Consider the following 26,605-nt stretch of genomic DNA (forward strand, 5'->3'; position numbering starts at 1 on the left):
GCCCCGCGCATGACCGACCCGTCCGATCCGCTCGCCGGTGAGCCGGCTGCGCCGCTGACGCGGCGGGAAGCCGAAGAGCTCCGCCGGGCCGCCGAGGCTCAGCGCGCGCCTGAGGCTCAGCGCACCACCGAGGTGCGACGCGCGCCGGAGGCTGGGCACCTCCACGACGCGCACCAGCCCGCGCTGCAGGCTCACCTGCGTGCTGCGCGCAGCGAGCTGGAGAGCCAGGTCGAGCGCGCCCGGGCGGACTTCGAGGTGGCCAACGAGCGCATCAAGGAGCGGACCGGCCGCGATCTCATCGTCGCGACCCTGATCGGGCTGGCGATCGGCGCCGTGCTGATCGCATCGCTCCTCTTCGTCAAGTGGGCCTTCATCGGCTTCGCGCTCGGCGCGGCGCTCCTGGCGGTGTTCGAGTTCTCCCGCGCACTCGTGGTCAGCGGGCGACGCGTCGACGTCGTCCCGCAGCTCATCGCGACCACGATCGTCGTCTTGTCGGCCTACTTCGTCGACCCGTGGTCGCTCTGGGTCCTCCTGTTCGCCGCGCTGGCCTTCGTCGTCGTCTGGCGGCTCGTCGCGCAGATGGCCGCGCACGACGACCGCGCGTACGACGCCGTCCTCGGCGACGTCCTGATCGCCTCGCTGCTGCAGCTGTACGTCGCGTTCCTCGGGAGCCTGTGCGTCGTGCTGCTGAGCCAGGAGCGCGGCGAGCTCTGGGTGCTCTCCTTCATCATCGTGACCGTCGCCGCCGATACCGGCGCGTATGTGGCCGGCATCACGATGGGCAAGCACCCGATGGCGCCCCGCATCAGTCCCAAGAAGACCTGGGAGGGCTTCGCCGGCGCGGCGACTGCGGCCGTCATCGCGGGTGTCCTCACCGGCATGTTCCTCCTCGGGATCGACTGGTGGATGGGTGTGGTGTTCGGGATCCTGCTCCTGGTGACCGCCACGATCGGCGACCTCGGCGAATCGATGGTCAAGCGGGACCTCGGCATCAAGGACATGAGCTCCTGGCTCCCCGGGCACGGGGGCGTCCTGGACCGACTCGATTCGATCCTCCTCTCGGTGGTCGCCGCTCTCGGCCTCTACTACGTCTTCACCCCGCTGGTGGCATCATGACGACACCCGACACGAGTGCGCGGACGTCCTTTCCCGAAGCGCACGGGCGCGAGAAGGGCTACGACAAGCAGCCGGTCGACGACTTCCTCGCGCGCGCCCGCGCCGCCTTCGAGGACGGCAGCGACGACCTGACCTCGGCCGACATCCGCCGGGCCGCCTTCCCGCTGGTGCGACACGGCTACGCGATCGCCTCGGTGGACGCCGCTCTCGGGCGGATCGAGGACGCCTTCGCCGCCCGGGAACGCTCGGCGGCCGTCGCCGAAGCGGGCGCGCGGGCGTGGGTGGGACAGACGCGGGAGCTCGCCCAGGAGGTCTTGGATCGTCTGTCGCGTCCGGCGCAGCACCGCTTCGACCGCGTCTCTCGGCTGCGGTACGGCTACCGTGTGTCGGAAGTGGACCTCGTGGCCGACAAGCTGGCCCGCTACCTCGAGACGGGCGAGTCCGTGACCGTCGAGCAGGTGCGGTCGGTCGCGTTCCGGATGCAGCGCGGCGGCTACCGCGAGACGCAGGTGGATGCGGTGCTCGACGCGGTCGTCGAGGTGATGCTCGCCGTCAAGTGACGCCGCTCCGGTCCCGCGGATGGCATCGCTCCGTGCGCGTGTGCGAGAATCGGGGCACTGTGACTTCCGGAAACGAGCTGCACCCGACTCGGCGCGCCCCTCGTCAGGAGCTGTCTTCGGACATCCGGACGCCCGCCGCGCGGCAGCGTCGCACGACTTCTCCGCAACCGCGCTGGTCGCGGCGACGCGGGGTGCTCGGAGCGTTCTCAGCGTTCGCGGTGCTCGGATTCGTCGTCGCCTACATCGGTCCCACCGGCTTCGCGCTCGCGCAGGCCAGCGTCCAGGACGACGACTCGACCGTCTCGCTGTACGCCAGCGGACTCGGAGACGTGCAGCGCCTCGAGGCGGATGAGGCGCCCGTGGCCGAGCCGGCGGCGCTCGAGCGCGGCAACTACACCGTCTATGTCAAGCCCAAGCCGACGCCCACACCGACGGCGACCGGGACTGCGGCCTCGTCTCGCTCGGCGTCGGGACCGGGATGGCGTCCTCCGTTCGTCACCCCCGACCCGGGAACGGCGCAGGCCATCGCATACGACATGGTGCTCGGGCGTGGGTGGGGCGACGACCAATTCGCGTGTCTTGTCGCGCTGTGGAACAAGGAGTCCGGCTGGCGGGTCAACGCGTACAACGCCAGCAGCGGCGCATACGGCATCCCGCAGTCCCTGCCCGGAAGCAAGATGGCCACGGCGGGCGCCGACTGGGAGACCAACCCCGCCACGCAGATCACGTGGGGTCTGGGCTACATCGGCGGCCGGTACGGCACGCCGTGCGGGGCCTGGGGCCACTCTCAGCGCACGGGCTGGTACTGAGCCGTGCCGCGGTCGAACCGCCGTCGGCAGGATCCGGGCGGCGACCCCTCGTTCGAGCGCTTGCTGGCGGGCTGGAAGCGCACGGAGGTGCGGCGCGGCGTCGAGTGGACGGTGCAGCCGGTCACGCCGGCACAGGCGCAGAAGGCGTACACATGCCCGGGGTGCGGCGGGCAGATCGACGTCGGGGTGGCCCACCTGGTGACGTGGCGCGCGGACGGTGTGCTCGGGGATGCGGCCGATCTCGCCGCGCGCCGGCACTGGCATCAGCATTGCTGGAAGGTGACGTGAATGGAGATCCGCGGACCGGTGCTGCTGCCCGCGCGTCGGGAGGAGATCGAGCTCGAGACGCTCGACGGCCTGACGCTCGTCGGTGAGCTGGCACTTCCTGAGACTCGCGACCCGGTCGCGACGCTGGTGACGCTGCATCCGCTTCCCACCGCGGGCGGCTTCATGGACTCGCACATCCTGCGGAAGGCGGCCGGACGCCTCCCGGCTCTCGCCGACCTCGCCGTGCTGCGCTTCAACACCCGCGGGACGACGTCGCCGAGGGGTACGAGCGACGGCGCGTTCGACGGCGGACGGGCGGAGGCCTTCGACGTCGCCGCGGCCATGGACTTCGTCCACACCCGGGGACTGCCGCGGCCGTGGCTGGTGGGCTGGTCGTTCGGGACGGAGCTCGCCCTGAAGTACGGCCGCGACCATGAGATCGAGGGCGCCGTGCTGCTCTCCCCGCCGCTTCATCGCGCAACCGACGCCGACGTGGCCGCGTGGTCCGGTGATGAGAGGCGCCTGATCGTGCTGGTGCCCGAGTTCGACGATTACCTGCGACCGGATGCCGCCGCCCAGCGCTTCGGCAGCGTTTCCGACGCCGTCCTCATTCCGGTCGAGGGCGGCAAGCACCTGTGGGTGGGGGAGAACCAGACCCGCCGCGTGCTGACCGAGATCGTCGCGGCGGTCAATCCCGACGCCCTGCCGCTGGCCACCGACTGGGACGGTCCGATCGTCGCCGATGCCTGACCGGCCCGCCGGACGTCACCGCTCGTTCTGGCGCGGAATGACGACCTGGCGGTAGATGATGAGGATGCTGGCGGCCACGGGGATGGCGACGAGCGCCCCGAGGAGCCCCAGCAGCGACCCGCCGGCGAGGGCGGCGATGACGACGACCGCCCCGGGCACCGACACCGCGCGGCCCATGATGCGGGGCGCGATCACGTACGCCTCGATCTGCATGTAGATCAGGTAGTAGATGGCCGCGATCAACGCCGTGGCGGGGGAGCCCACCACCAGGCAGGTCAGCACGATGATCGTGGAGCCGGTCAGGGTGCCGACGAGCGGGATGAGTGAGAAGAAGAAGGCGATCACGGCGAGGACCGCGGGGAACGGCGCATTGATGATCGAGAGGAACACGGCGCTCAGCACGCCGTTGATGACGCCGAGCGCGACCTGGCCGATGACGTAGTAGCCGACCGAATCGGTGATCTGCTCGCCCAGATCCATGAAGCGCGCGCGCTTGGACGCCGGGACCAGCTGGTAGACCGCCCGCTTCAGGTTCGGCGTCGAGGCGGTGAAGTAGATGGTCAGGATGAGCACGATGAACGCGCCGGCGAAGCCCGCGATGAGGGCGCCGACGATCGCGATGATGCTGCTGCCCACTTCTGAGCCGATCGCGCCGACGTCCAGGGAGGCGTACCAGTCCTCGATGTAGGTCCACAGCTCGTCGACGTTCAGCGCGGGGAAGACCGTATGCAGCCAGTCCTGGATCGCGCCGACGGGATCGTCGAACGCGCCGTCCTCGGCGAGCTCCTGCAGCGCGGCGACGAGCTGGCCGATCTGCTGCACGATGATCGGCACGACCATGAGGATGATCCCTGCGAAGGCGGCGAGCACGCCGAGGATCGTGATCAGGACGGCAGCCCAGCGCGGCAGCTTGCGCCGTTCAAGCCACTCCACGATCGGGTCCAGGCCGAGCGAGAGGAAGAGCGCGGTGCCGACGTAGAGCAGGATCGTCTGGAGGTTCTGGATGCTGCCGATGAGGAGCAGCCCGAGGCCGACGCCGAGCGTTGCGAGCAGGGCGGTGCGGAACGGGTTGTGCAGCTTCATCGAGATCCCCTCCCATCGACGACCCGCCGATGCACCAGTCCGCTAAGGATACGCACCAGCGGCGCGCCCACCCGGCAATGGCGCCTCCCACGCGGCTCACAGGTCGCGTTCGCTAGTCTGAAATGTCGAATCGAAGGGTGCGGAGTGTCTGCGCGCCCCGGAAAGGTGTTCTTCGTGCGTTTCGTGTGGGCCGTGGTGGCCTTCGTGCTCGCCACCGTGATGATCGGGGCGGGCATCGCCCAGCGGACGATCTTCCAGGGACCCCGGACCGAGACGGTCGCGATCACGGTCGAGGAGGAGGCGCCGTATCTGCTCATCGACGGCGCGGTGCTCACCCAGCTGCCCGGAACCCAGACGCTGCGCGCGCAGGGCGAGGGCGACCTCTTCGCGTCCTATGGCCGCACCGCCGACATGCAGGCATGGCTCTCCGACACCGAGTACACCCACGTCACGATGGGCGGCGATGGTGTCGTGGAGTCCGCGCTCGTCGAGCCGGACCCGGATGCCGCCACCACCGATGACGCGCCAACCGATTCGCCGGGCGACGAAGCCGCCGCGGAAGCCGCCGATGTGGTCGCCGCAGAGCCCGCTGACGAGACCGCGTCCGGCGACGAGACCGCGACGGCGGGACGCAGCCCCATCGGATCCGACCTGTGGCTCGACGAGTACCAGCACAGCGACCTGCTGATCGCGCCCCTGCAGCTTCCCGAGGGGATGAGCGTGCTCGTTGCGGCCGACGGCACGAGCCCCGCGCCCGATCGCGTGACCGTGACGTGGCCGCTGCAGACCTCCACCCCGTGGGCAGGACCCCTCATCGTGCTCGGCGGGATCCTCATGGCCGTGGGCGTTTTCCTGTACATCCTCGGCATCCGTCATGCGCGTCGCAAGCGCGGTCCCCGTCGCAAGGGGCTGCCCCTTCCGGTGACCGAGCCCATCGACATCGCGATCGACGACCCCGACGGCAAGGGCGTCATCAGCAGTCAGACGCCGACGCGTCGTGCCGTCTCCAGCGGTCGTCGAGCCTTCGCGGTCGTGCCCGTCGTCGCCGTCTCCGCGCTGCTCTTCAGCGGCTGCTCCGCAGACGCCTGGCCGCAGCTGGGTCCGTCGCCGACACCGTCCCCCACGACCACGGTCATCGCCCCCGACGGCCAGCAGGCGCCGGCGGTGACCAAGGCCCAGGCGGAGCGCATCCTCACCCGAATCGCGGCGACCGTCGCCGATGCGGACGCCGCGATGGACGGCGACCTGGCCGAGACCCGGCTGGAGGGGGCGGCCCTGGCCGCACGCGACACCAACTACAAGCTGCGCGCGGCGATCGCCGACTACGCGGCCCCTGCTCCGATCCTCGCCAAGCCGCTGGAGATCATCCTGCCGCAGGCATACGACGGCTGGCCCCGCTCGGTCATCGCCGTGGCCGACGACGAGCAGTCGAAGACCTCGAGCATCATGGTCATGACGCAGCGGGACGCCTGGGCGGACTACAAGCTCTCGTACATCGCGAGCCTCGAGGCCTCGACGACGCTGCCCGACCTCGCGCCGGCCTACATCGGCGCGCCACAGGTGGAGCCGGACTCGCCCTTCCTGCTGCTGCCTCCCGACCAGGTCGCCGCGGCGTACTCGGATGTGATCAACAAGGGCGAGGACAGCGAGTACTACGACTACTTCGAGGTCGAAGGGGATCAGCTTCGGGCGAGCATCACCGCCGACCGTCAGCGCCGCCTCGACGAGTTCAACAAGACCGCGTCGTCGACCGGAAGCCTCGAGTTCAGCTCGGCTCCGGGTGCGCAGGCGCCGTTCGCGCTGCAGACCGTCGAGAGCGGCGCGATCGTGGCGGTCAACGTGAATGAGATCGACACCGTGAAGCCGACGAACGCGGATGCCGTCATCAAGGTCGACGGCAACCTCACGGTCAAGTCACTGGCCGGCGTCGACCAGTCCGCGACCGGCTTCGCCACCACCTTCAGCGACCAGGTGTTCTTCTACGTGCCCGGTCCCGGGTCCACCGAGAAGATCCGGCTCCTGGGCTACTCTTCCGACATCCTCGATGCGAAGGTTCTCTCGTGACCGATCCCAGCCTGGGTGCCGCGGTTCGCGGTGCCGTCGACCTCTCCGCCCTGCGCAATCGCCCCGCACCCGCTGCTTCGGGTGAGGAGCAGGCGCCTGCCGGCGCCGTCGCCGTCCCGTCTCTCGTGCTCGACGTGACCGACGAGTCGTTCCCGCAGGTGCTCGAGCTCTCACGGACGGTCCCCATCGTGGTCGACCTCTGGGCGGAGTGGTGTGGACCGTGCAAGCAGCTGAGCCCGGTGCTGGAGCGGGTCGTGAGAGAACTCGGCGGCCGTGTGGTGCTGGCGAAGGTCGACGTCGACGCGAATCCCCAGCTGTCCCAGGCGTTCCGGGCCCAGTCCATCCCCATGGTCGTCGCCCTCGTCGCCGGTCAGCCGGTGCCGCTGTTCACCGGTGCGGTGCCCGAGCAGCAGGTGCGCGAAGTGTTCGCCCAGCTCTTGCAGCTGGCCGCGCAGAACGGCGTGACGGGAACCGTCTCGGTCGACGGGGAAGCCGTCGATGACTCTCCCGCCGAGCCGCCGCTGCCCCCGCTGCACGCCGAGGCGTTCGATGCGATCGAGGCTGGCGACTATCCTCGCGCCATCGCCGCGTACGAGAAGGCTCTCGCCGAGAACCCGCGGGACGCCGAGGCGCGCGCCGGCCTCAGCCAGGTGCGGCTGCTCGACCGTGTGCAGGGCCTCGACCTGCAGGCTGCCCGCGCAGCTGCGGCCGCCGCTCCGACGGACGTCGCCGCGCAGCTCGCGGTGGCCGACCTCGATGTCGCGGGCGGGCATGTCGAGGATGCCTTCGGGCGGCTGCTCGATCTCTTCGCGCAGCTCCCCTCAGAGGAGCGCACTCCGGTGCGCGAACGGCTTCTCGAACTGTTCGGGCTCGTCGGTGACGCCGACCCCCGTGTGATCGCCGCGCGCAGCCGGCTCGCGTCGCTGCTCTTCTGAACGGCGCACGACACCCGCTGACCCCGACGGCGCCGTCACACCCGGCGGCCGGCCACGCGACGCGGTACGCCGCGCGGCCGATCAACCCTGCGTCGGTGAGGGGATGTGCGCCGGCGTGCCGTGGCGCAGCCACAGGACGCCCAGCGGCGGCAGCACCAGGGACGCGCGTCCGCCGGCGCCCGCGTGCACGACACCGAGATTGCCGACCCCCGAGCCGCCGTAGGCCTGGGCATCCGTGTTGAGGATCTCGTGCCAGACCCCCGCCTCGGGAAGATCCAGCTCGTACGAGCCGATCGTGGAGCCGGAGAAGTTCGCGATCACGACGACGGTGTTGCCGTGCCAGTCCCGCCGGGCGAACGCGATGACATTGGAGTTCCAGTGCGGTCCACCCAGTCGGGTGAACGCCGCGCCGTCGCTGTCGCGTGCCCAGAGTGCCGATTGGTCGCGATAGACCTGGTTCAGGGTGCCGACGAAGTGCTGCAGCTGCGCATGCGCCGGCTGGTCGAGGAGCCACCAGTCCAGCGATCGGCCCTCGGACCACTCCGACAGCTGGCCGAACTCCTGCCCCATGAACAGCAGCTGCTTGCCGGGGTGGCCCCACATGTAGGCCAGGAAGGCTCGCATGTTCGCCAGCTGCTGCCAGTGATCGCCCGGCATCCGTCCGAAGAGGCTGCCCTTGCCGTGCACGACCTCGTCGTGGCTGATGGGCAGGACGTAGTTCTCGCTGAAGGCATAGACGAACGAGAACGACATCTCGCCTTCGTGGTGCGAGCGGTACAGCGGATCGCGCTTGATGTACTGCAGGGAGTCGTTCATCCAGCCCATGTTCCACTTGAACCCGAAGCCCAGCCCGGCGTGGCCGGTGGGAGCGGTGACGCCCGGGAAGCTGGTGGACTCCTCGGCGATCATCGCGATGCCGGGGTAGCGCTTGTACGCGGTGGCGTTGACTTCCTGGAGGAAGCGGATGGCCTCGAGGTTCTCGCGGCCGCCGTGGACGTTCGGCGCCCACTCGCCCTCGTTGCGCGAATAGTCGAGGTAGAGCATGGAGGCGACCGCGTCCACGCGGAGGCCGTCGACGTGGAATTCCTCGAACCAGTACAGCGCGTTGGCGACGAGGAAGTTCCGCACCTCGTTGCGGCCGTAGTCGAAGATGTAGGTGCCCCAGTCCCGGTGCTCCCCGCGCCGCGGGTCCGGGTGCTCGTACAGCGCCTCGCCGTCGAAGCGGGCCAGGGCGAAGGCATCCTTCGGGAAGTGACCGGGGACCCAGTCCATGATCACCCCGATACCGGCCTGGTGCAGCCGGTCGATGAGGTAGCGGAGGTCGTCCGGGTGGCCGTAGCGACTGGTCGGGGCGTAGTAGCCGGTCACCTGATAGCCCCAGGATCCGCCGAACGGATGCTCGGCCAGGGGAAGGAATTCGATGTGCGTGAATCCCTGGCCGCTGACGTAATCGATCAGCTGGTCCGCGGCATCCCGGTAGGACAGCCCCTGACGCCAGGAGCCGAAGTGCAGCTCGTAGACCGACATGGGCCGCGACACCGGGGTGGACTTGGCCCGCTGGGCCAGCCAGTCCCCGTCGCCCCACGTGTACGACGAGCGGACGACCACGGACGCGGTCGCCGGCGGCACCTCCGCGAACTGCGCCATGGGGTCGGCCTTCTGCGCCCAGTGCCCGTTGCGTCCGAGCAGCTCGAACTTGTAGGACGTGCCCGCGCCGATGCCGGGGAGGAAGAGCTCCCACACGCCGCTGCCGCCCATCGAGCGCATGGCGTGTCCCTGGCCGTCCCAGCCGTTGAAGTCGCCGACCACCCGGACGGCGCGCGCGTTGGGCGCCCACACGGTGAACGCCGTGCCGGAGGACCCCTCGTGATCGCGCTCGTGCGCGCCCAGAACCCGCCACAGCTCTTCGTGGCGGCCCTCGCGGATCAGGTGCAGATCGAGCTCGCCGATCGTCGGGGAGTGCCGGTAGGGATCCTCGCTGACGAAGTCGGGACCGTCCTCGTACGCGGCGACGAGCTCGTACCGCCCGGCGGCGCCGCCGGAGCGCGTCCCCTCCCAGATGCCCGCACGGACGTGCTCGAGAGGCACGCGAGTGCCGTCCGCGAACGAGGCCGTGACGCTGCGCGCCAGCGGTCGTCGTGCTCGGACGACCCAGGTCTTCGCTCCCTCCGCATCGGTGTCGGGATGGATGCCGAGCACCGCGTGCGGGTCGTGATACGAGCCGGTGGCGACGGTGTCGAGGATCTCGTCGGAGAACATCATCGGGACTCCTTCACATGGAGGATGTGGACCGGCTCGGTGAACGCGTCGAGCATCACGTAGTTGTGATCAGACCACGTCCACCTGGCTCCGGTGAGGAGATCCTCGACCTCGAACGGCGTGCCCGGCTCCACGCCCCACACGCGCGTGTCCAGGTGGACCATCGTCTGCCGGACGGAGTGCGGGTCGGTGTTGACGACGACGATGACGGTGTCGCTGCGTCCATCGGGCGACACGGCCGCGTCGAGGTGCTTGGCGTAGACGAGGATCGCATCGTCGTCGCTCCAGTGGACGCTCAGGTTGCGCAGCTGCCGCAGCGCGGGGTGGGCGCGGCGGATCTCGTTGAGCCTGGTGAGGAACGGTGCCAGTGAGTCGCCGCGCTCTACGGCGCCAGCCCAGTCGCGGAACTTGTACTCGTACTTCTCGTTGTCGATGTTCTCTTCCGAACCCGGGCGCGCGACGTTCTCGTAGAGTTCGTAGCCCGCGTACACGCCGTACGTCGGCGCCGCCGTCGCGGCGATTGCGGCGCGGATGCGGTACGCCGGGCGCCCGCCGTACTGCAGGTACTCGGTCAGGATGTCCGGCGTGTTGACGAACAGGTTCGGGCGGAGGAAGTCGGCCGTCTCGTGCGCGAGCTGCGACAGGAACTCTTCCAGTTCCGCCTTGGTGTTGCGCCACGTGAAGTACGTGTAGCTCTGCTGGAAGCCCGCGGAGGCGAGACTCTGCAGCGGTGCGGGACGGGTGAACGCCTCGGCGAGGAAGACGACGTCCGGCTCCTCGGCGTTCACCGTGCGGATGAGCCACTCCCAGAACTGCAGGGGCTTGGTGTGCGGGTTGTCGACGCGGAAGATGCGCACGCCCTGGGCGATCCAGTGCCGCACGACGCGCAGCACCTCGGCACGGATCCCGGCCGGGTCGTTGTCGAAGTTGACGGGATAGATGTCCTGGTACTTCTTGGGCGGGTTCTCGGCGTACGCGATCGAGCCGTCCGGAAGGGTCGTGAACCACTCCGGGTGCTCGGCGACCCACGGATGATCCGGGGCGGCCTGCAGGGCGAGGTCGAGCGCTACTTCCAGCCCCTCGGCCTTCGCCGCACGGACGAACGCCCGGAAGTCCGCAAGCCCTCCGAGGTCGGGGTGGACGGTGTCGTGACCGCCGGCGGCCGACCCGATCGCCCACGGGGAACCGGGATCCTGCGGGCCCGCGTCGAGGGTGTTGTTCGGTCCCTTGCGGTTGAGCGTGCCGATGGGATGGATGGGCGGCAGGTAGAGCACCTCGAACCCCATGGCCGCGACGCCCGGGAGCCGCTTGGCGGCAGTGCGGAACGTGCCGCTCTTGACGGTGCCGTCCTTGAGCCGGCGCGCGCCCTCCGAGCGCGGGAAGAACTCGTACCACGCGCCCACTCCGGCACGCTCGCGCTCCACGAGGAGTTCCAAGTCGTCCCCGAGCGTGACGAGCGACATGACGGGGCGTTGACGGAAGAAGCCGGCGATGGTGGCGTCGGTCACGATCTCCAGCGCGCCGGCGTCGTCGACGCCGGCGTCACGGAGCGACGCGGCAGCCGTCGCCAGCGCCTTCCGCTCCGCCGCCGGGCGGTCCTTCTCGGCGCGCGCACGGTCGAACAGGAGCGCCCCGATCTCGCGCATGAGCGCCGCATCCACCCCGGCGGCGATCTTGAGGGCGGCGGCGTGCTCCCACGTGGCGAACTCGTCGCCGAACGACTCGAACCGGAAGCGCCAGACGCCCTGCTCCAGCAGCGCGACCTCCGTCCGCCACCGGTCGAATCCGTCTTCGAGGGGATCGAGGCGATGCAGGGACTCGTCACCCGAGGGCGAGAACAGCCGCAGCTGAACGCCGATGCGGTCGTGTCCCTCGCGGAACGACGTCACGACGAACGGGACGACCTCGCCCACGAACGCCTTCGGCCGGTAGTCGCCCCACGGCACCGCGGGAGACGGCTTGGCGAGGGGGACGCGGCGAGCTGCCGTGTCGAGCTCGGGCTGCCGGGCGGCGGCATCGCGGACGGGGAGGGCTGCGGCGCTCCGCCAGGGACGGGAGAGCGCTGAACGCGTCGACGTGACCACGCCTCGAACCTATCGCGCCCCTGTCGAACCGCACAGCGGCGTGACGCAGGGCCACCGATGCGGTAGCGTGCGCCCCGGGGCGCGTCGCGCCCCCTATTCGGCGCGGAAGAGGCGCATCGACGTGCCGGGGAGGCGGACGATCTCGCCGGGCACGCATGCGGCCCCGTCGCCGGTCGAGGGAACCTCGTCGGCGCTGGACCACAGCGGGACGAACCGCGTCACGCCCTCCACGTCGGGCAACGTCACATCGATCGGCCGTTCCGTGCCGTGCACGATGAGCAGCACGCGGTTGAAGCCCTCGAATTCGGGAGTGGAGGCTGCGACGTACTGCAGCGTCCGGTGGGCAGGATCGGTCCACCGCTCGCCCGACATCGTCCGGCCGTGCTCGTCGTACCACTCCATGACGGATGCCGACGGCGTGTGCTCGCCGAGTCGTGCGAACCTGCTCGGGCGCAGCGCGGGATTGTCCCGGCGCAGGCGAAGCAGATGACGCACGTGTGTGTAGAGGTCGCGCTGCCACGGCGCGTGCTCCCACGACAGCCAGGTCAGCATCGAGTCGTGGCAGTAGGCGTTGTTGTTGCCACGCTGGGTGCGTGCGAACTCGTCGCCCGCGGTCAGCATCGGCACCCCGGCGGACAGCAGCAGCGTGCCCAGCAGGTTCCGCATGGCCTTGCGGCGCGTGGCGAGGATGCCCTCGTCGTCGGTCGGGCCCTCGGCGCCGTGGTTGAAGGACCGATTGGTGTCGGCGCCGTCCCGGTTCTGCTCGCCGTTGCCGTGATTGTGCTTGACGTCGTACGAGACCAGGTCGCGAAGCGTGAAGCCGTCGTGCGCGGTGACGAAGTTGACGCCGGCGAGCGGGCCGCGCTCCTGCGTGAAGGTGTTCGCGGATCCGGCGAGCCGCGTGGCGAAGCCGCCGACGCCGACGGGCGAGGTCGACGCGCGACGGGCGTAGTCGACATCGCTGAGCCAGAAGTTGCGGACCCGATCGCGGTAGCGGTCGTTCCACTCGGTCCAGCCTTCCCCGAAGTTGCCGGTCTGCCAGCCGCCCATGCCGACGTCCCACGGCTCGGCGATCTTCTTGACCCCCTCGAGGGCGGGATCGTCGATGATGGCGCGCAAGAGCTCGTGGTCGGGGGTGAACGTGTGTGCCTCGTCGCGGCCGAGCGTGGCCGCCAGATCGAAGCGGAAGCCGTCGATCTGGACGTCTTCGGCCCAGTACCGCAGCGAATCGAGCACCAGCCGGGCTGCGGCATCCGTCGACGTGTTCAGCGAATTGCCGCACCCGGTCACGTCGATGTAGGCGCCATCGGGGTGCTGCCGGTAGTAGGCCCGGTTGTCGATGCCCCGGAAACTGGACCGCGGCCCGCCGAGTCCTTCCTCGGCGGTGTGGTTGTAGACCACGTCGAGGATGACCTCGAGTCCGGCCTCGTGCAGCAGCTTCACCATCCCCTTGAACTCCCGCAGCACCGCGTCGGGTCCCCGGCGCCGGGCGTCCTCGGTCGCGTAGGCCGCGTGGGGTGTGAAGAAGTTGAGGGAGTTGTAGCCCCAGTAGTTCGTGAGGCCGTGCTGAAGGAGGCGGGGCTCGGTCGTGAAGGCGTGCACGGGCAGGAGTTGGATGCTCGTCACCCCGAGGTCGAGGAAGTGCTGCACCATCGCGGGGTGGGCCAGGCCCGCATACGTTCCGCGCAGCGCGCCGGGAACGTCCGGATGCCGCTTGGACATGCCTTTGAGATGGCCTTCGTAGATCACCGTGCGGTCCATCGGAACCCGCGGCTTGGTCGCCCCCGCCCAGTCGAATGAACCGTCGACCACGGCGGAGCGCCAGCCGTCGTAACCCGTGCGCACGAGACCGCGCGTGTAGGGCTCGAGCAGCAGCGTGCCGCGGTTGAACGTGTTTCCCGGCCCCTGCGGGCCGTCCACGCGGATCGCGTAGCGCACGCCGGGACGCAGGAGCGGCGAGGTGATCTCCCAGACCCCTCCGCCGATCGGGGCGAGGGGCTCGCTGGCCGTGATCCAGTCGAGGTCGGGGTCATCGAAGACGACGAGGTCCACCGCATCGGCGGCGTCCGACCACACCCGCAGCCGGCCCCCGTCCGGGATCAGCACCACGCCGAGCCCGTCGAACCGCGCATCGAGCAGTCCCGCGACGGGAGGCGAGATGACGGACTCCGGGCTGGCCATGCCGACTACGATAACCATCGTCGGAGTCGGCGGTGTTACGGGACTCGGTCTCACCGTCGCCGGGACTGCGGCGCAGCAGCACCGCACATCGATCGCGAGGGGGTCCGTGTGGAGATCTACCTCGACCACGCCGCGACCGCCCCGCTGCGGCCGGAGGCCCGCGACGCCTGGATCGACGCGGCGGCGCGCGCCGGCAACGCGAGCTCTATCCACGCCGCCGGACAGCACGCGCGTCGCCTGCTGGAAGAGGCGCGCGAACGGCTCGCCGCGGTGCTGGACGCCGACCCGATCGAGGTCGTGTTCACCTCCGGGGGCACCGAGGCGGTCAATCTGGCCGTGAAGGGACTGTGGTGGGCACGAGAGTCCACCGCCGATGCCGTGGTGCTGCCCGATGCCGAGCACCACGCGACGCTGGACGCCGTCGAGTGGCTCGAGACGCAGGGGGCGCAGGTGCGCCATGTCGGCGTGGACGCCGACGCGGGCATCCGGCTGGACGAGTTCGCCCAGGCCCTCCCGGGGGCGGCGCTCGCGACGGCGCTCGTGGCGAACAACGAGGCCGGCACCGTGAACGACGCCGCGTCGCTGTCGGAGGCGGCGCTCCGGGCCGACGTCCCGCTGCACCTCGACGCCGTCGCGGCGTTCGGACACGTTCCGGTGTCTTTCCGCGCGTGGCGAGGCGCCGCCCGCGGCAGGGCCGGCCTGGCAGCCCTCAGCGTCTCGGCGCACAAGATCGGCGGCCCCGTCGGGGTGGGGGCGCTCGTGGTCGCCCGCGGCGCCGAGCTCGCGGCGCTCGTGCACGGCGGGGGTCAGCAGCGGCGCCTGCGCGCCGGCACCCCGGACGTCCCGGGGGCAGTGGGGTTCGCGGTCGCCGCCGAGCTCGCCGAGCTCGAGCGCGAAGCGGAGGCGGTGCGACTCGCGACGCTGCGGGAGCGGCTGGTGCGAGGCATCCGTGACGCGATCCCGGATGCGACGCTGCTGGGCGACCCGGTGGCGCGCATCCCCGGGAATGCGCACCTGCTCTTCCCCGGCGCACCCGGGGAGACGCTGCTGTTCCTGCTGGACGTCGCCGGGATCGCGGTCTCCACCGGGTCGGCGTGTCAGGCGGGCGTGCCCGAGCCGTCCCACGTCGTGCGCGCGATGGGACGCACGGACGCCGAGGCCCGCCAGGTGCTGCGGTTCACGATGGGCCGCACCACCGTCGACGCCGACGTCGACGCGGTGATCGCCGCGGTGCCGGACGCGGTCGAGCGAGCCCGCGCGGCGTCCGGGTACCGGTCAGGGTCCGGTTCGTAGACTGGGCGCATGCGGATCCTTGCGGCCATGAGCGGTGGCGTCGACTCCGCCGTCGCGGCCGCGCGCGCCGTCGAGGCGGGTCACGACGTGGTCGGCGTGCATCTGGCGCTGTCGCGCGCCGGCGGCACGCTGCGCACCGGCAGCCGCGGGTGCTGCACGATCGAGGACGCGATGGATGCGCGCCGCGCCGCCGACCGGCTCGGCATCCCCTTCTACGTGTGGGACTTCTCGGAGCGGTTCCGCGACGACGTCATCGACGACTTCGTCGCCGAGTACCGTGCCGGCCGCACCCCAAATCCGTGCATGCGCTGCAACGAGAGGATCAAGTTCGCCGCTCTCCTGGAGCGCGCCCTCGAGCTGGGTTTCGACGCGGTCTGCACCGGCCACTACGCCACCCTGGTCGACGGTCCGGACGGACTCGAGCTGCATCGCGCGTCGGATGCGGCCAAGGACCAGTCGTACGTGCTCGGTGTGCTCACCGCCCAGCAGCTCGCGCACACGTACTTCCCCCTCGGCTCGACGCCGTCCAAGGCCGTCGTCCGCGCCGAAGCGGAGTCGCGCGGGCTCACCGTCGCCCACAAGCCCGACAGTCACGACATCTGCTTCATCCCCGACGGCGACACACGGGGCTGGCTGGCGGAGAAGGTGGGAGCCGCCCGCGGCGACATCGTCGACAGGTCGGGGGCCGTGGTGGGTGCTCACGGCGGTGCCCACGCGTTCACGGTGGGTCAGCGCCGCGGCCTGCAGCTCGGTGTGCCGGCACCCGACGGCAAGCCGCGCTTCGTGCTGGAGGTGCGACCCGTCACGAACACCGTCGTGGTGGGGCCGAAGGAGGCCCTGGCGACCGCCGAGATCGCGGGGGAGCGCTTCACCTGGGCCGGTCGCGCGCCGCAGGTCGGCCGGTTCTCCTGCCAGGTGCAGATCCGCGCGCACGCCGATCCTGTGCCGGCGACCGCCACGCTGGCGGGCGGCGTGCTGCGCGTCGTGCCCGAGACGCCGTTCGACGGCGTCGCCCCCGGGCAGACTGCCGTGCTCTACGAGGGCACGCGGGTGATCGGGCAGTTCACGATCGACCGCACCGTCTCCGCCGTTCCCGTGGAGGCCTGAGCGCCTCCGCGCCCCTCGTCGTGTCCGACCCCGCTTCTAGACTGACGGGGTGACGGATGCCGCACTTCCCGCAGACGCCGGCCTCGAGGCCGCGCGGATCGAAGCCCAGGATCTGACGGAGCGCATCCTCGGTGCGCGCGACGCGTACTACGGACGCAACGCGGAGATCGTCGACGACGCGACGTACGACGCCTGGATGCGCCGCCTCGAAGAGATCGAGCACATGCATCCCGAGCTGCAGGGCCAGGATTCCCCCACGCAGACGGTGGGCGCAGCCGAGAGCTCGCTGTTCGCGCCGGTCGAGCACGCCGAGCGGATGCTGAGCCTCGACAACGTGTTCAGCCCCGACGAGCTGCGCGACTGGTGCCTCAAGACCGAGGCCGCCGCAGGGCGCGGCGTCCGCTGGCTCACCGAGCTCAAGATCGACGGACTGGCGATCAGCCTCCGCTACGAGCGGGGCGTGCTCACCTCCGCCGCCACGCGGGGCGACGGACGCGTCGGCGAGGACGTCACGATGAACGCCGTGCGCGTCCCCGGCATCCCCCAGCGCCTGAGGGGAACCGGCCACCCGGATCTCGTGGAGGTGCGCGGCGAGGTCTTCATCCCCGTCGCCTCCTTCGAGCGGCTCAATGCGCTGCAGGCGGAGATGAGAGATCGAGCCGTCGACGAGACGCGCGCGCGCGGCCGTGCGTTCGACGAGAGCAAGGCGCGCATCAGCGCTGAGCGCAGGTTCCCCTCGTTCGCCAACCCCCGCAACGCCGCATCCGGCGGTCTGCGGCAGCAGCTCGACAAGAAGGACGGCCTCGAGCGCGAGGCCGGGCAGGCGCGACTGGACTCCCTCCGACTGTTCGTCCACGGCATCGGCGCCTGGAGCCGGCCGCCGGTCGACGCGCAGAGCGAGACCTACGCGCTGCTGGCCGAGTGGGGATTGCCGGCGAGCCCGTACTTCGCAACGGCCGACGACGTCGACGGGGTGCTCGCGTTCGTCGCGCGCTACGGCGAGCGCCGCCACGACGTCGAGCATGAGATCGACGGCGTCGTGGTCAAGGTCGACGAGCTCGCCCTGCACGACGAGCTGGGGGCGACGAGTCGGGCTCCCCGGTGGGCGATCGCGTACAAGTACCCGCCCGAGCAGGTGAACACCAAGCTGCTCGACATCGTGGTGTCGGTCGGCCGGACGGGTCGGGCGACGCCGTTCGCGGTCATGGCGCCGGCGCGCGTCGCCGGCTCCGTCGTGCGGCAGGCAACGCTGCACAACCAGGATGTCGTGCGTGCCAAGGGCGTGCTCATCGGCGACACGGTGGTGCTGCGCAAGGCCGGTGACGTCATCCCGGAGGTGCTCGGCCCCGTCGTCGAGCTGCGCGACGGCTCCGAGCGCGAGTTCGTGATGCCGACCCGCTGCCCGGAGTGCGGATCGCCGCTCGCGCCCGCGAAAGAGGGCGACATCGACCTCCGCTGCCCGAACACGCGCGCCTGCCCCGCCCAGGTGAGGGGGCGGGTGGAGCACATCGGCTCGCGCGGCGCCCTCGACATCGAGGCGCTCGGCGAGGTGACCGCCGCGGCGCTCACACAGCCCTCCGTGCCCGACGCGCCGCCGCTTGAGACCGAGGCCGGTCTGTTCGACCTCACCATCGATCAGCTGGTGCCGATCGAGGTGGTCGTGCGCGACGCCGAGACGGGCGAGCCGCGCGTCGACGAGAAGTCCGGCGAGCTCGTGCGTCGGGCGCCGTTCCGGCGCAACCCGTCGGCCGCAGAGAAGAAGGCCGGCCTGACCGGCCCACAGCCGTCGGCGCAGGCGCTCACCCTGCTCGACCAGCTGGAACGGGCGAAGACCAAGGAACTCTGGCGGTTCCTCGTGGCGCTGAACATCCGTCACGTCGGACCCGTGGCCGCCCGCGCGCTCGCGCAGTGGTTCGGCTCGGTGGAGGCGATCCGCACGGCGTCGCGTGATGAACTCGCGGGGGTCGAGGGCGTCGGCGGCATCATCGCCGATTCGCTCCGCGACTGGTTCGAGGTCGACTGGCATCGTGACATCGTCGAGCGGTGGTCCGCCGCCGGTGCGCAGCTGGCGACGCCCGGCCACCCCGGACCGGGGGCGGCGACCAGGAGCGGCGGAGTGCTCGACGGTCTGACGGTGGTCGCTACCGGATCGCTCGAGGGGTACACCCGCGAGGGCGCGCAGGAGGCCATCATCCGCGCCGGCGGCAAGGCGGCCTCCAGCGTGTCGAAGAAGACCGACTTCGTCGCGGCCGGACCCGGTGCGGGCTCGAAGCTCGCGAAGGCGGAGGAGCTGGGCGTCCGCATCCTCGACGCCGCGCAGTTCCACACCCTGGTGACGGTGGGCCCGTCGGCCCTGGACGACGCCGTCGCCACTGCGGAATGATGCCGGTATGTCGCAGTGGCTCTACCGGGTCGTCCCCACCCGCCCCGAGATGCCGGCGGCGCCGACAGCGGACGAACAGGTCCTGGCCTCCGCGCACCTCGACTATCTGATCGATCTCAGGGACCGCGGCATCCTCATCCTCGCCGGGCGCACCCAGGAGCCGGTCGGGACCTTCGGGATCGCGATCTTCGAGGCGCCGGACGCAGAGACCGCCCGCGCCATCACCGAGGCGGATCCGGCTGTCGCCGGCGGGCTCTTCACGGCGACGGTTCACCCGTACGCCGTCGCTGTGGCGCGCGGCGACCTGGTGTGACGGCCTAGGAGCCGGTGATGAGCGTCAGCAGACGGTCGCGCACCTGACGGCGCAGCACCTTTCCGATGAGCGACTTCGGAAGCTCATCGACGACGAAGATGCGGCGCGGGACCTTGTAAGGCGTGAGGATGCTGCGGACGAAATCGCGCACCGACTCCAGGTCGATCTCCTGGCCGGGGGAGACGACGACGGCGGCGACGACCTCCTCGCCCGAGTGCTCGCTGGGAAGCCCGACCACTGCCGCATCATCGACCTGCGGGTGCTGGCGCAAGGCGTTCTCGACCTCGGTCGGCGCCACGTTGAACCCGCCGGTGATGATGAGCTCCTTGATGCGGTCCACGATGCGCACGAACCCGGCATCGTCGATCGTGACGATGTCGCCGGTGCGGAACCAGCCGTCGGCGAACACCGCCTCGGTCTCCTCGGGCTTGCCGTAGTACCCACCGAACACCTGCGGTCCGCGCACGAGGAGCTCGCCCCTCTCACCGGCGGGCACGTCGCGGGTCGGGTCGTCGGGATCGACGACGCGGCACTCGGTGCCCGGAAGAGGAAGTCCCACCGTCCCGGGAACGCGGTTGTCCGCGACGGGATTCGCCATGAGCACGGGGGAGCACTCGCTGAGCCCGTAGCCCTCGACGAGATAGCCGCCGGTGGCAGCCTCGAACGGGACCACCAGTTCATGGGGCAGCGCCATGGCGCCGGAGATCGCCACCCGGGTGCCCTCGAGCGAGACGCCTCTCTCGCGCGCAGCCTTCAGCAGCCGGTCCGCGATCGGCGGGACCAGCGGCAGGAACGTCGCGGGATGCTTCTTCGTGACCTCCAGCACCATGTCCGGATCGAAGCGGGGGAAGAGCACGAGTCGCGCGCCCATCGACATCGCGAAGGTCAGGCACAGCGTCAGCCCATAGGCATGGAACATCGGCAGCACCGCGTAGACGACGCATCCGTCGCCCCGCACGATCGAGGGCACCCAGGCGCGGGCCTGCGCGGCATTGGCGAGCAGGTTGCGGTGCGTGAGCGCAGCCCCCTTGGGCGTGCCGGTCGTCCCGCTGGTGTACTGGATCAGAGCAAGGTCGCCGGTTCCCGGGCGCGGATGCGAGGCCGGCAGGGGCGGCGTGCCGACGACCTGCTCCCACGCCACCGTTCCCGAGACGCGCTCTGTGAGGGCCTGCCGCGCTTCACGGGCCTTGGCGACCGGCAGCGTCAGCGCCGCCCGCATGCGCCACGGCATGGCCTTCACGACGTCCACCGAGATGAGGCTGGTCACGGCCACGTCGGCGGGGAAGTCCTGGACGGTCTTGACCGCCTTGCTCCACACGATCGCGTGCTTCGCGCCGTGGTCCTCGAACTGCTTGCGCAGCTCCCGCGGTGTGTAGAGGGGGTTGTGCTCGATGACGACGGCGCCGAGCCGCAGGATCGCGTAGAACGCGACGATGTGCTGCGGGCAGTTGGGCAGGACGATGGCGACCGGATCTCCGGCCTTCACCCCGAGACGGCGCAGGCCCGCCGCGGCTCGCTCGATCTGCTCGTGCAGCGAGCGGTAGGACGTCTCGCGACCGAAGAACTGCAGAGCCGTGGCATCCGGGTAGTCCCTCGCCGACGCGGCGACGATGTCGACGAGCGATCCGGTCACCGGTGCGAGGTCCTCCGGAACGCCTTCGGCGTAGCTGGCGATCCAGGGGCGAGGCGGGTCGTACGTCGTCACGGCCACAGCCTACGCCGCGGCCGCCACGGCTCGGGGGCGCGGCCCCGGTAGGCTTGGGGGGTGTCTGAAATCACCCCCGATCTCGTGCGCCATCTCGGTGTGCTCGCCCGGATCCAGCTGAGCGACGAGGAGGTCGGGCGCCTCACCGGACAGCTCGACGCGATCGTCGACAACATCGCCAAGGTCTCCGAAGTGGCCACGCCGGACGTCCCCGCCACCAGCCACCCCATCGCGCTGCAGAACGTCTTCCGCTCCGACGTGGCGGGCGGCCAGCTGACCCCCGCCCAGGTGCTCCAGAACGCGCCGGATGCCGCGGACGGCCGCTTCCGCGTGACCGCGATCCTCGGCGAAGAGCAGTAAGGGACAGACGTGACCGATCTCACGAAGCTGAGCGCCGCCGCGCTCGCAGACAAATTGTCCACCCGCGAGGTCTCCAGCGTCGAGGCGACGCAGGCCCACCTCGACCGCATCGCCGCCGTCGACACCGACATCCACGCGTTCCTCCACATCAACGCGCACGCGCTCGACGCCGCCGCCGACATCGACCGCCGTCGCGCCGCCGGCGAGGAGCTCGGCCCCCTCGCGGGCGTGCCGCTGGCGATCAAGGACGTGCTGGTCACGACCGACATGCCGTCGACCAGCGGATCGCGGATCCTCGAGGGCTACATGTCGCCGTACGACGCCACCGTCGTCGCCCGCTCGCGCGCAGCCGGCCTCGTCCCGCTCGGCAAGACCAACATGGACGAGTTCGCAATGGGCTCGTCGACCGAGCACTCGGCCTACGGACCGACGCGCAACCCGTGGGACCTCGACCGCATCCCCGGCGGATCGGGGGGTGGTTCGGCGGCGGCCGTCGCCGCCTTCGAGGCCTCGCTCGCCCTGGGGTCCGACACGGGCGGCTCCATCCGGCAGCCGGCGCACGTGACGGGGACGGTGGGCATCAAGCCCACGTACGGCGGCGTCAGCCGATACGGCGCCATCGCCCTCGCCTCGAGCCTGGATCAGGTCGGCCCCGTCACGCGCACGGTGCTCGACGCCGGGCTTCTGCACGACGTGATCGGCGGCCATGACCCGCACGACTCGACCTCACTCGCACACGAGTGGCCGTCGTTCGCCGCTGCGGCGCGCGAGGGCGCGACGGGCGCCGTGCTCGAAGGTCTCAAGGTCGGCATCATCCGCGAGCTCCCCGACAGCGGATTCCAGGTCGGCGTGTCGGAGTCCTTCCGAGCGGCGCTCGCCGTGATGCAGGCGCACGGCGCCGAGATCATCGACATCAGCGCACCCCACTTCGAGTACGGGGTCGCCGCGTACTACCTGATCCTCCCGGCCGAGGCATCAAGCAACCTCGCGAAGTTCGATTCGGTGCGCTTCGGCCTCCGCGTCGACGTCCCCGGCGGCACCGTGGAGGACGTCATGGCCGCGACCCGCGATGCCGGCTTCGGCGACGAGGTCAAGCGTCGCGTCATCCTCGGGACCTACGCGCTCTCGGCGGGCTACTACGACGCCTACTACGGCTCCGCGCAGAAGGTGCGCACCCTCATCCAGGGCGACTTCGCAGCCGCGTTCTCGCAGGTCGACGTCATCGCCACCCCGTCGGCTCCGACCACCGCCTTCAAGCTCGGCGAGAAGATCGACGACCCGCTCCAGATGTACCTCAACGACGTGACCACCATCCCCGCGAACCTCGCCGGGGTGCCTGGGATCTCCATCCCGTCCGGGCTCGCGTCGGAGGACGGTCTGCCGGTGGGGATCCAGTTCCTGGCTCCCGCCTACGAAGATGCCCGACTGTATCGCGTGGGTGCCGCGCTGGAGGCCCTGCTCGTGGACGCGTGGGGCGGTCCGCTCCTCGACAGAGCACCGGCGATCGGTGCGAACGGAGGTGCCCGCTGATGGCGAAGGACATGCTGATGGACTTCGACAAGGCGCTGGAGCTCTTCGAGCCGGTGCTGGGATTCGAGGTGCACGTCGAGCTCAACACCGAGACCAAGATGTTCTCGGGCGCGGCGAACCCCGCGAACTCCGCCAACCACGGCGCGCAGCCGAACACGCTCGTCGCTCCGGTCGACATGGGTCTGCCTGGCTCGCTTCCGGTCGTCAACGAGACCGCCGTGCGGCACTCGATCAGCCTGGGTCTCGCGCTCGGCTGCTCGATCGCGCCGTCCAGCCGGTTCGCGCGGAAGAACTACTTCTACCCCGACCTCGGCAAGAACTATCAGATCTCGCAGTACGACGAGCCGATAGCGTTCGACGGTCAGGTGGAGATCGAGCTCGCCGACGGCACCCTCCTCGAGGTGCCCATCGAGCGGGCGCACATGGAGGAGGACGCCGGCAAGCTGACGCACGTCGGTGGATCGACGGGACGGATCCAGGGCGCCGAGTACTCGCTCGTGGACTACAACCGTGCCGGGGTCCCGCTGGTCGAGATCGTCACCAAGCCCATCTTCGGCGCGGAGCATCGGGCCCCGGAAGTGGCGAAGGCGTACGTCCAGACGATCCGCGACATCGTGATCGGGCTGGGCATCTCGGAGGCGCGCATGGAGCGCGGCAACCTGCGCTGCGACGCCAACGTGTCGCTGCGCCCCCGTGGCCAGGAGAAGCTCGGCACCCGCACCGAGACCAAGAACGTCAACTCGATGCGCTCGGTCGAGCGCGCGGTCCGGTACGAGATCCAGCGGCAGGCGGCGATCCTCGCCGCCGGCGGCGCCATCACGCAGGAAACCCGCCACTGGCACGAGGACACCGGCACCACGTCGCCCGGACGGCCGAAGTCCGACGCCGACGACTACCGGTACTTTCCCGAGCCCGACCTGCTGCCGGTGGCTCCCGCACCCGAGCTGATCGAACAGCTCCGCGCGGCGCTTCCCGAGCCGCCCGCGGCTCACCGTCGCCGGCTGAAGGCGGAGTGGGGCTTCACCGATCTGGAGTTCCAGGACGTCGTCAACGGCGGTCTGCTCGCAGAGGTCGAGGCGACGATCGCGGCAGGCGCCACGCCGGCCGCGGCCCGCAAGTGGTGGACGGGTGAGCTCACCCGCATCGCCAATGCGCAGGGACGCGAGGCCGCCGAGCTCGCGACGCCCGCGGACGTCGCGGCGCTGCAGGCACTCGTGGACGCCGGCACCCTCACCGACAAGCTGGCCCGCCAGGTGCTCGAGGGCGTCATCGCCGGAGAGGGCTCGCCGCAGCAGGTCGTCGACGCGCGCGGCCTCGCCGTGGTGTCGGATGACGGTGCCCTGATCGCCGCGATCGACGAGGCCCTCGCGGCGCAGCCCGATGTCCTGGAAAAGATCCGCGACGGCAAGGTGCAGGCCGCCGGCGCCGTCATCGGCGCCGTCATGAAGGCGATGAGAGGACAGGCGGATGCCGCACGCGTGCGCGAGCTGATCCTCGAGCGAGCCGCCCAGTAGGACGGCACCTGCGTTGCGCCTGCCGGGACGCGCAATGCCGGAACGACGGAGAATGGACGCATGGGGCGGGGCGACGGCACAGGACGGATCGTCTCGCCGGAGGGCGCGGACGACGCCGGTGCCGGCATCCTCCACGTCGACATGGATGCGTTCTACGCGTCCGTGGAGCAGCTCGACGATCCTTCGCTGAGGGGGAAGGCGATCGTCGTCGGCGCGCCCGACGGCCGGTCGGTGGTCTCGAGCGCCTCGTACGAGGCGCGAAGATACGGGGTGCGCTCGGCGATGCCGGTGGCCCAGGCGCTGCGGCTCTGTCCGACGGCGATCGTGGTGCTGCCGCACTTCGACCGCTATCTCGCCGTCTCGGCGCAGGTCATGCGGATCTTCCGAGAGATCACCCCGCTGGTCGAGCCGCTGTCCATCGATGAGGCGTTCCTCGACGTGCGCGGCGTGCGCCGCCTCTGGGGAAGCCCCGGGCACATCGCCCGGATGCTGCGGGAGCGGGTCTTCGACGAGACGGGGCTGACCTGCAGCGTCGGAGTCGCGGCAACCAAGCACGTCGCCAAGATGGCGTCGACGCTGAGCAAACCGGACGGACTGCTGATCGTCGCGGAGGCCGACACCGCGGCCTTCCTCGCGCCGCGCTCGGTGAGAGCTCTGTGGGGAGTGGGTCCGAAAGCGTCCGAGGCGTTGGAGTCCCGCGGCATCCGCACCATCGCCGATGTTCTCGACGCGCCGCGCGAGCTGCTGGAGCGGGCGCTGGGGAAGGCGATGGGCGACCGCGTGTGGCACTTGGCGCGCGGCGACGACCCCCGGCCGGTCGACACCGAGCGGATCGAGAAGAGCATCGGCCACGAAGAGACGTTCGACCAGGACATCGCCGACACCGCTGTGCTGCGCTCCGAACTGCGACGGCTGGCGGACCGCGTCGGCGCCCGCCTTCGCCGGCACGGATGGGAGGCGACGACCGTGGCCATCAAGGTGCGGTACTCCGACTTCACGACCATCTCCCGGTCGCAGACCCTCCCCGAGCCCACCGCCGTGGGCCAGCGGATCGGGGATGCCGCCCACGAGCTCTTCGCATCGATCGAGCGCGCGCTGCCGGTGCGCCTCATCGGCGTGCGGGCCGAGAAGCTCCGACCGGCCGGCGCCACGGCCCCGACGCTGTGGGATGACGACGAGGGCTGGCGGCGCATCGAGGATGCGCTGGACGGGGCCGCTGCCAAGTTCGGCCGGGGAGCGGTCACCCGAGCCACTCTGCTCACCCCGCGGGGCGGCGGCGTCCTGCCGACGAGTCCGCCGCCGCCACGTCTGGACCCCGCCTGACGCGGCGCATTCCGAGAACGGGGGGTCGGCCGTCATCTGTGGCTGTCCGTGCGCGGTCTCTGCCGCTAGCGTGGAGCAATGCCCAACATCGCACTCGAACTCGGCCGGCAGTCCGCGTCCTTCGGCGTGAAGAGCGCCTACGGCGAGCAGCAGGACATCGACGGCGTCCGGCTCATCCCGGTGGCACTGACATGGTCGGGATTCGGAGGCGGATCCGATGAGGCAGGCAACGGCGGCGGCGGTGGCGGAGGGTGGGCCATCCCCGTGGGCGCCTACATCCGTCGCGGCGACGACGTGCGGTTCGAGCCGAACCTCATCGCGCTGCTGACGGTTGCCGTGCCCTTCGTGTTCTTCGCCGGCCGCGCGCTCAGTCGTGTCATCCGCGCCCTCAAGAAGTAGCACCGACCAGGTCGGCGATGCGCTGGGCCGCGCCGCCGCAGGCATCACGGCGGCCGTCGCCGAGGTGGCGGCGTCCAACCCCGTCGTCCTGATCGATGGGCGCAGCGGAGCGGGGAAGTCGTCACTGGCGCGCGCCGTGGTCGCGCAGTGGCCGTTGCGCGGGCGGGTCCAGCTGGTCGCCCTCGATTCGATCTATCCGGGATGGGACGGGCTCGAGGAGGGCGTCGAACTCGCGCGCGAGCTGATCCTGACCCCGCATGCGCGCGGCCTCATCGGCGTGTGGCAGCGGTGGGACTGGACCGTCGGCGCACCGGCCGAGGCCCACGCGGTCGACCCGTCGCTGCCGCTGATCGTGGAGGGTGCGGGTCTGCTCACGCCGGCCACCGCACGGCTGGCCGACGTGCGCGTGTGGCTGGAGGCGCCCACGGCGTCCCGCCGCACGCGCGCGCTCGACCGCGACGGCGATGCGTTTCGCCCGCACTGGGACCGGTGGACGAGACAGGAGCAGCGCCATATCGCGACGAACGACCCGATGCGGCTCGCGACGCACGTCTTCGGCGTTCCGTGACC

General features: G+C 70.7%; 22 protein-coding genes. 17 read left to right on the forward strand and 5 right to left on the reverse strand.

What is annotated here, in order from left to right; translation table 11 throughout:
- Positions 1-9 precede the first annotated feature (9 nt).
- From IR212_RS07010 to IR212_RS07030, 5 genes are all read left to right on the forward strand, one after another.
- Entirely contained in the window at positions 10-1,116 is a 1,107-nt protein-coding gene (locus IR212_RS07010) for a phosphatidate cytidylyltransferase (protein ID WP_194398208.1), read from the forward strand.
- Complete coding sequence (locus tag IR212_RS07015) at positions 1,113-1,676, forward strand: DivIVA domain-containing protein (protein ID WP_194398209.1); 564 nt, start codon at positions 1,113-1,115, stop codon at positions 1,674-1,676. The genes IR212_RS07010 and IR212_RS07015 overlap by 4 nt, the downstream gene beginning before the upstream one ends.
- A gap of 191 nt (positions 1,677-1,867) precedes the next feature.
- On the forward strand, positions 1,868-2,485 hold the full coding sequence (locus IR212_RS07020) for an aggregation-promoting factor C-terminal-like domain-containing protein (RefSeq protein WP_194398210.1): 618 nt from the start codon (positions 1,868-1,870) through the stop codon (positions 2,483-2,485).
- A 3-nt stretch (positions 2,486-2,488) separates the two neighbouring features.
- On the forward strand, positions 2,489-2,773 hold the full coding sequence (locus IR212_RS07025) for a hypothetical protein (protein WP_194398211.1): 285 nt from the start codon (positions 2,489-2,491) through the stop codon (positions 2,771-2,773).
- Entirely contained in the window at positions 2,774-3,502 is a 729-nt protein-coding gene (locus IR212_RS07030) for an alpha/beta hydrolase (protein ID WP_194398212.1), read from the forward strand.
- 15 nt (positions 3,503-3,517) lie between these two features.
- Here IR212_RS07030 and IR212_RS07035 read toward each other — a convergent pair whose 3' ends face one another.
- Positions 3,518-4,585 carry an AI-2E family transporter gene (locus IR212_RS07035; protein ID WP_194398213.1) on the reverse strand — a complete coding sequence of 356 codons (1,068 nt, stop codon included), beginning with the start codon at positions 4,583-4,585 and terminating at the stop codon, positions 3,518-3,520.
- Positions 4,586-4,729: 144 nt separating this feature from the next.
- On the opposite strand from IR212_RS07035, the gene IR212_RS07040 reads away from it, so the two are divergent.
- Both IR212_RS07040 and IR212_RS07045 read left to right on the forward strand, forming a co-directional pair.
- Positions 4,730-6,649 carry a DUF8094 domain-containing protein gene (locus tag IR212_RS07040; protein WP_228479522.1) on the forward strand — a complete coding sequence of 640 codons (1,920 nt, stop codon included), beginning with the start codon at positions 4,730-4,732 and terminating at the stop codon, positions 6,647-6,649.
- Positions 6,646-7,584 carry a tetratricopeptide repeat protein gene (locus IR212_RS07045; protein ID WP_194398214.1) on the forward strand — a complete coding sequence of 313 codons (939 nt, stop codon included), beginning with the start codon at positions 6,646-6,648 and terminating at the stop codon, positions 7,582-7,584. The genes IR212_RS07040 and IR212_RS07045 overlap by 4 nt, the downstream gene beginning before the upstream one ends.
- 81 nt (positions 7,585-7,665) lie before the next feature.
- Here IR212_RS07045 and glgB read toward each other — a convergent pair whose 3' ends face one another.
- The 3 genes from glgB to glgX all read right to left on the reverse strand — a co-directional run bounded on the left by glgB (position 7,666) and on the right by glgX (position 14,108).
- A complete protein-coding gene (gene glgB, locus IR212_RS07050; RefSeq protein ID WP_194398215.1) occupies positions 7,666-9,846 on the reverse strand; it encodes a 1,4-alpha-glucan branching protein GlgB in 2,181 nt (726 codons plus the stop codon).
- A complete protein-coding gene (locus IR212_RS07055) occupies positions 9,843-11,927 on the reverse strand; it encodes a maltotransferase domain-containing protein (RefSeq protein ID WP_194398216.1) in 2,085 nt (694 codons plus the stop codon). The genes glgB and IR212_RS07055 overlap by 4 nt, the downstream gene beginning before the upstream one ends.
- 93 nt (positions 11,928-12,020) lie before the next feature.
- Complete coding sequence (gene glgX / locus IR212_RS07060) at positions 12,021-14,108, reverse strand: glycogen debranching protein GlgX (protein ID WP_194398217.1); 2,088 nt, start codon at positions 14,106-14,108, stop codon at positions 12,021-12,023.
- A gap of 108 nt (positions 14,109-14,216) precedes the next feature.
- Here glgX and IR212_RS07065 point away from each other — a divergent pair, with 108 nt between their 5' ends.
- From IR212_RS07065 to IR212_RS07080, 4 genes are read left to right on the forward strand one after another with little or no spacing between them, the layout of a single operon-like run.
- Positions 14,217-15,401 carry a cysteine desulfurase family protein gene (locus tag IR212_RS07065; protein WP_194398218.1) on the forward strand — a complete coding sequence of 395 codons (1,185 nt, stop codon included), beginning with the start codon at positions 14,217-14,219 and terminating at the stop codon, positions 15,399-15,401.
- 9 nt (positions 15,402-15,410) lie between these two features.
- Positions 15,411-16,508: a tRNA 2-thiouridine(34) synthase MnmA gene (gene mnmA, locus IR212_RS07070; protein ID WP_194398219.1), complete on the forward strand. Its 1,098-nt coding sequence runs from the start codon at positions 15,411-15,413 to the stop codon at positions 16,506-16,508.
- A 49-nt stretch (positions 16,509-16,557) separates the two neighbouring features.
- Positions 16,558-18,891: an NAD-dependent DNA ligase LigA gene (gene ligA, locus IR212_RS07075; protein WP_194398220.1), complete on the forward strand. Its 2,334-nt coding sequence runs from the start codon at positions 16,558-16,560 to the stop codon at positions 18,889-18,891.
- Between the two features lie 7 nt (positions 18,892-18,898).
- The gene (locus IR212_RS07080; protein WP_194398221.1) at positions 18,899-19,204 is read left to right on the forward strand and encodes a YciI family protein; all 306 of its coding nucleotides are present in this window, start codon (positions 18,899-18,901) and stop codon (positions 19,202-19,204) included.
- Between the two features lie 4 nt (positions 19,205-19,208).
- Here the strand turns inward: IR212_RS07080 and IR212_RS07085 are convergent, their stop codons facing one another.
- Entirely contained in the window at positions 19,209-20,909 is a 1,701-nt protein-coding gene (locus IR212_RS07085; protein WP_194398222.1) for a long-chain-fatty-acid--CoA ligase, read from the reverse strand.
- A 60-nt stretch (positions 20,910-20,969) separates the two neighbouring features.
- On the opposite strand from IR212_RS07085, the gene gatC reads away from it, so the two are divergent.
- From gatC to IR212_RS07115, 6 genes are all read left to right on the forward strand, one after another.
- A complete protein-coding gene (gatC, locus tag IR212_RS07090) occupies positions 20,970-21,269 on the forward strand; it encodes an Asp-tRNA(Asn)/Glu-tRNA(Gln) amidotransferase subunit GatC (protein WP_194398223.1) in 300 nt (99 codons plus the stop codon).
- Between the two features lie 9 nt (positions 21,270-21,278).
- Complete coding sequence (gatA, locus tag IR212_RS07095) at positions 21,279-22,799, forward strand: Asp-tRNA(Asn)/Glu-tRNA(Gln) amidotransferase subunit GatA (RefSeq protein ID WP_194398224.1); 1,521 nt, start codon at positions 21,279-21,281, stop codon at positions 22,797-22,799.
- On the forward strand, positions 22,799-24,313 hold the full coding sequence (gene gatB, locus IR212_RS07100; protein WP_194398225.1) for an Asp-tRNA(Asn)/Glu-tRNA(Gln) amidotransferase subunit GatB: 1,515 nt from the start codon (positions 22,799-22,801) through the stop codon (positions 24,311-24,313). Before gatA ends, gatB begins: the two co-directional genes overlap by 1 nt.
- Before the next feature lie 60 nt (positions 24,314-24,373).
- Positions 24,374-25,636, forward strand: a complete 1,263-nt coding sequence (locus IR212_RS07105; RefSeq protein WP_194398226.1) for a DNA polymerase IV — start codon at positions 24,374-24,376, stop codon at positions 25,634-25,636.
- Positions 25,637-25,714: 78 nt separating this feature from the next.
- Positions 25,715-26,035, forward strand: coding sequence for a hypothetical protein (locus IR212_RS07110; protein WP_194398227.1), 321 nt, complete (start codon positions 25,715-25,717; stop codon positions 26,033-26,035).
- Positions 26,010-26,603: a nucleoside/nucleotide kinase family protein gene (locus tag IR212_RS07115; RefSeq protein WP_228479523.1), complete on the forward strand. Its 594-nt coding sequence runs from the start codon at positions 26,010-26,012 to the stop codon at positions 26,601-26,603. Before IR212_RS07110 ends, IR212_RS07115 begins: the two co-directional genes overlap by 26 nt.
- The last annotated feature ends 2 nt before the right edge of the window (positions 26,604-26,605 follow it).

The sequence above is a fragment of the Microbacterium atlanticum genome (assembly GCF_015277815.1).
GTDB lineage: Bacteria > Actinomycetota > Actinomycetes > Actinomycetales > Microbacteriaceae > Microbacterium > Microbacterium atlanticum.